At 68.2% G+C, this 5,258-nt stretch carries 5 protein-coding genes; 1 reads left to right on the top strand and 4 read right to left on the bottom strand.

Annotation, left to right across the window (positions count from 1 at the left end; translation table 11 throughout):
* The coding region (locus tag ACXJKL_RS13745) for an aldehyde dehydrogenase family protein (RefSeq protein WP_457207604.1) at window positions 1-206 on the bottom strand (206 nt) is incomplete at its 3' end.
* A 123-nt stretch (window positions 207-329) separates the two neighbouring features.
* On the opposite strand from ACXJKL_RS13745, the gene ACXJKL_RS13740 reads away from it, so the two are divergent.
* Window positions 330-1,730 carry an aspartate aminotransferase family protein gene (locus ACXJKL_RS13740; protein WP_457207603.1) on the top strand — a complete coding sequence of 467 codons (1,401 nt, stop codon included), beginning with the start codon at window positions 330-332 and terminating at the stop codon, window positions 1,728-1,730.
* 192 nt (window positions 1,731-1,922) lie between these two features.
* Here ACXJKL_RS13740 and tnpB read toward each other — a convergent pair whose 3' ends face one another.
* From tnpB to ACXJKL_RS13725, 3 genes are all read right to left on the bottom strand, one after another.
* Window positions 1,923-3,290: an IS607 family element RNA-guided endonuclease TnpB gene (tnpB, locus tag ACXJKL_RS13735; protein ID WP_457207602.1), complete on the bottom strand. Its 1,368-nt coding sequence runs from the start codon at window positions 3,288-3,290 to the stop codon at window positions 1,923-1,925.
* Window positions 3,291-3,616: 326 nt separating this feature from the next.
* Window positions 3,617-4,414 carry an ABC transporter permease gene (locus ACXJKL_RS13730; RefSeq protein WP_457207601.1) on the bottom strand — a complete coding sequence of 266 codons (798 nt, stop codon included), beginning with the start codon at window positions 4,412-4,414 and terminating at the stop codon, window positions 3,617-3,619.
* On the bottom strand, window positions 4,411-5,258 hold an 848-nt coding region (locus ACXJKL_RS13725), incomplete at its 5' end, for an ABC transporter permease (protein WP_457207600.1). The genes ACXJKL_RS13725 and ACXJKL_RS13730, both read right to left, overlap by 4 nt.

The raw sequence follows: 5,258 nt of genomic DNA, 5'->3' as shown, positions 1-5,258 counted from the left end.
CCCCAGGAGCCGAAGGCCCGCTCGGCGGCGGCGTAGGCACGGTCGATGTCCTCGGCCCCGGACAGCGGCGCCCGGGCGTAGACCTCCCCGGTGCTGGGATCCACCACCTCGTAGGTCTCGCCGGACGCCGAGTCGACGGGCGCGCCGTCGATGACGTTGCGGAAGGTCTGCTGGTCGCTCTGCTGCCGGTCACTGTGCGGGGCCATGGGCGTGAGCCTAGATGATTCCCGCAGCAAAACGGGAGGTCCTGCGACGGATTTCGTCGTGAAATGGACACACAACGCGCGGATCGCTTGCACTTCCAGGCTCGGGACGAGCACCATGGAGCCATGACTGACGCTCGCCACCCGGACTACGACCACCTCCAGCAGGCCGCCAAGGACCACTTGTGGCTGCACTTCACCCGCCAGGGCGCCTACGACCACGCCGACGTGCCCGTGATGGTCCGTGGTGAGGGCGCCTACCTGTGGGACGCCCACGGGAAGAGGTACCTCGACGGACTGGCCGGCCTCTTCGTCTCCCAGCTGGGCCACGGTCGTACCGAGCTGGCCGACGCCGCCGCCGCGCAGGCCCGCGAGCTCGCCTTCATGCCGCTGTGGTCCTACGCGCACCCGCCGGCCATCGAGCTGGCCGAGAAGGTCGCGTCGTACGCACCCGGTGACCTCAACCGCGTCTTCTTCACCTCCGGTGGCGGTGAGGCCGTCGAGACCGCGTGGAAGCTGGCCAAGAACTACTTCAAGCTCGTCGGCAAGCCGATGAAGCACAAGGTGATCAGCCGGGCCATCGCCTACCACGGCACCACCCAGGGGGCGCTGTCCATCACCGGGCTGCCGCTGCTCAAGCAGCAGTTCGAGCCACTGGTGCCCTCGACGTTCCGGGTGCCCAACACCAACAGCTACCGGGCCTTCGACATCACCTCGGGCCACCACGACGGCAGCGACCCGGAGGCGTTCGGTCGCTGGGCCGCGGACCAGATCGCGATCGCCATCGAGAACGAGGGCCCCGACACGGTCGCGGCCGTCTTCCTCGAGCCCGTCCAGAACGCCGGCGGTTGCTTCCCGCCGCCGCCCGGCTACTTCCAGCGGGTGCGCGAGATCTGCGACGAGTACGACGTCCTGCTCGTCTCCGACGAGGTGATCTGCGCGTTCGGGCGCCTCGGCCACATGTTCGGCGCCGAACGCTACGGCTACCAGCCCGACATGATCACCTCCGCCAAGGGACTCACCTCCGGCTATGCGCCCCTGGGCGCGATGATCGCCACCGAGCGGCTGATCGAGCCGTTCCTCGAGGACAAGGCGATGTTCGCGCACGGCTACACCTTCGGCGGACACCCCGTCTCGACGGCCGTCGGCCTGCGCAACCTCCAGCTCTTCGAGGAGGAGAAGATCCTCGAGCACGTCCGCGAGAACGAGCCCCGCTGCCGCGCGATCCTGGAGCGGCTTCTGGACCTGCCGATCGTCGGCGACGTCCGCGGCGACGGCTTCTTCTACGGGATCGAGCTGGTCAAGGACAAGGCCACCAAGGAGTCCTTCACCGATGAGGAGTGCGAGCGCATCCTCTACGGCTTCGTGTCCAAGCAGCTGTACGCCGAGGGCCTCTACTGCCGCGCCGACGACCGCGGCGACCCGGTCGTGCAGCTCGCCCCGCCGCTCATCTGCGGACCCGAGCACTTCGAGGAGATGGAGCAGATCCTCCGCGTCGTGCTCGACAAGGCGCACTCGATGCTCTGACTGGGTGTGTCCCTATTCGAGACTCACCGGCTTCCCTTGACCCGCACCCCATCCGGGGTGCGGGTTCTTGGTTGCCGTCCGAGCGCCACCGACCGGTGGTCTTACCTCGGTTCCGACCCAGGGCCTCTTCGTGGTGCGAGGTGACAATCGGCTCTACGTCCCCGTCCATCGGGGCGCGGACACGGGCGTGTGTCAGGCGGCCACAGGCAGCGGCGAAGTCTTCCGAGCAGCATCTGGTGAGGTGTAGCGGGCGAGGTTCACCGCAGCGTTGACGTCCCGGTCCAGCGCGAGCCCACACGAGGCGCAGTCGTAGAGCCGGTCCGACAGGGTCAGGTCCGCCTTCACCTCACCGCAGCCCGAGCAGGTCTTGCTTGAGGGGAACCACCGGTCCGCGACGACCAGCTCGGTGCCGTACCAGGCGGCCTTGTACTCAAGGAGGCGCCGCAGTTCCCCGAACGACGCGTCGGCAACCACGCGCGAGAGGCGCCGGTTGGTGAGCATGCCGGCGGCGTTGAGGTCCTCGATGACCACGGCGGCGTGGCCCTTAACGATCGCGCTGCTGAGCTCGTGCAACAGGTTGTTGCGCAAATGCGCGACCCGGGCGTGTACCCGTCCCAGGCGTCGTGCTGCCTTGCGCCGGCCGGCTGAGTCCCTCTTGGTTCTCGAGTAGGACTGGTTGGCCAGTTTCAGGCGTGCCTGGGCGTGCTGGAGTGCTTTCACCCCCTCGACCGTGGCCAGCACGGAGCCATGCTCGTCTGCGACGACTGCGAGGGTCTTCACACCCAGATCGACACCCACCCGAGCCTGATGCCGGCCATCGGGCGACCGTCGGGCGCGGTGGAGCTCGGCGGCGACACCGGTGACCGACACCACCCATCGGCCGCGCTCGAACCGGAAGGAGGCGGCGTAGGCGTGGAACCTGCCCGTCTCGTAGAGGCGGCGCAGCTGTTTGGTGGTCTCCCGGACGCGGAGCTCACCGAGCTTCGGGAACCGCATCGACTTCGGCCCGGTGGGCCGCACAGGCGGCGTAGCGCCTTCGGCGTACCTGGCGCGCAGGCGGAACGCCGGCGTGGTCTTGTGCCGGGACTTGAACCGCGGGAACCCAGCGGCCTTCCCGGCCCGGGCGCCGTTGCGGGAGTCGGCCCAGTTCTTGAGCGCCTGGGCGGCGTTGACGGACGCACACTCGAACACGTCGGCCGACACCTCACCACGCCACGGCAGACCCCGAACCACTTCACCTGTGGCTTCGTCGATCGCCACCCGGGAGTCGGGTGCTCGGCCGTCCTTCCACGCGTTCATGTGGTTGATCAGCGACACCTTCGACCACGACAACGCCGGCGTCAGGTCGGTGTCCGCGACACCGTAGCTGCGTTCCGCAGCGCGCTGGTCGAGGTTGGCCTTCACCCGGGCGAGGTGGTGGTTGTACGCCAACCGTGCTGCTCCGGCGTGTGCGAGGAGCCGCTGGTGTTGTTCGGTGTTGACGTCGAGGGTGAACCGGAACGTCGTCGCCCGCATCAACGGCGCGCCCGTGTGCGACACCATGACGGCGTCGGTCTTCACGGCAGGTCCGGGCACGCCGGCGATAGTGCCGCCCGGCACCGACAACGCCGCAGATTCCGCAGAAGGGATAGGGACACACCCTCTGAGGTGTGCTCACGCCGTTGTCCGTGCGGTCAACAGCGTGACGAGGAGGCCATCCCCGACGAGGGGGAGGTCGGCGTACCGCGGCGCCCCCGAATACCGCCTCGGTGGGACGTGTCGCGACGGCTGAGGCGACGGTCACTGTCGCCTGCACAACCGTGCTGGGACCTCCTCGTCGCACGTTGGAACATCCGACGCCCCACAGCCGTCAGATGTTCCGCGGAGCCGGTCGGGCCGGACCTGGGCTACGTGCGAGCGCGGATGCGCCGGCGGTTGTTGAGCTCGCCGAGGACGACGATCGTCACCGCGATCACGAACATGAGCGTCCCGACCACGTTGACCTGCATGGGCACGCCGCGCTGCGCGACGCCCCAGACGTACATCGGGAACGTCGTGGTCGTGCCGGCGTTGAGGTTGGTGATGATGAAGTCGTCGAAGGAGAGCGAGAAGCTCAGCAGGGCGGCGCCCAGGATGCCTGGGAAGACGAGCGGGAAGGTGACTCGCCAGAACGTCTGGGACGGGGTGGCATAGAGGTCCATCGCGGCTTGTTCGAGGTTGTCGTCCATGCCGGCCAGGCGGGCCCGGACGGTGACCACGACGAACGACAGGCAGAACATGACGTGGGCGACGAAGATGGTCCCGAAGCCGAGCTGGCCGCTGAGCCCGGTGGCCACGAAGAGCGCCAGCAGCGAGGACCCGAGGACGATCTCGGGCGCGGCCATCGGCAGGAAGACGAGCAGGTTGCTGGCCGAGCGACCGGCGAACTGGTGGCGCACCAGCGCGAACGCCGCGAGCGTGCCGAGGACCGTCGCGACCGCCGTCGCCAGCAGGCCGATCTCGACGCTTCGCACCAGGGCCTCGCACATGCTCGGGTCGGCGCACGGGTTCTTCCAGTTGTCGAGGGTGAACTCGCCRAAGGCGTAGACGTTGCGACTCGCGGGATCGTTGAAGCTCATCAGCACGACGACCGCGATGGGGACGAACGTGTACACCAGGACCAGCAGGCCGAGGATGAGCACCAGGTGCTCACGAAGCCATCTCACAGCAGCTCCTCCGTCCCGGCGCGGCGGACGTAGAACATCACCATCACGACGATCAGGATCATCAGGGCCATCGACAGCGCCGCGGCCGTGGGGTAGTCGTTGGCATCGGTGAAGAGGCTCTGGATCGTGCCGCCGATCATCCGCTGGCTGGGCGAGCCCAGCAGCTCGGCGTTGATGTAGTCGCCGGCCGCGGGGATGAAGGTGAGGAGCGTTCCCGACACGACGCCCGGCAGCGACAGCGGCCACGTGACCTTGAAGAAGCCGACCGCCGGGTGGGCGTAGAGGTCGCCGGACGCCTCGATCAGCCGGGGGTCGATCTTGTCGAGGCTGGCGTAGAGCGGAAGCACCATGAACGGCAGGAAGTTGTAGGTGAGGCCGGCGACCACCGCGACCGGTGTCGCCAGCAGCCGGTCGCCCTCACCGAGCAGGTGGAGGAACTGGAGCACGCCGACCACCCAGCCGTCGTCCGCGAGGATCAGCTTCCACGACAGGGTGCGGACCAGGAAGCTGGTGAAGAACGGCGCGACGACCAGCACCAGCATCAGGTTCTTCCACCGCCCGGCCTTGAAGGCGATCGCGTAGGCCAGCACGTAGCCCAGTACCAGGCAGAACGCGGTGGCCAGGGCGCCGTACACGAGCGAGCGGACCAGGGGGCGCCAGTACTCCCGCAGCGCGTCGGCGTAGTTGCTGAACGCCCACGTCATGTCGTAGCCGCGGAAGTCCGACCCGGCCGGGTCGTAGAGGCTCGTCGCGACCAACGAGTAGAACGGCACCACGAAGAAGAGCAGCAGCCACACCACGGCAGGCAGGAGCAGCAGGTAGCCGACCCTTCCGCGGTGGCGGC

The organism is Nocardioides sp. P5_C9_2, from assembly GCF_054049555.1.
The sequence above is the reverse complement of the archived record's forward strand: the minus strand, read 5'-3'. Positions and strand labels throughout refer to the sequence as shown.

Bases quoted from the DNA above. Each gene is read 5' to 3' on its own strand.
- ACXJKL_RS13740 (WP_457207603.1), top strand. From the start codon at position 330: ATGACTGACGCTCGCCACCCGGACTACGACCACCTCCAGCAGGCCGCC.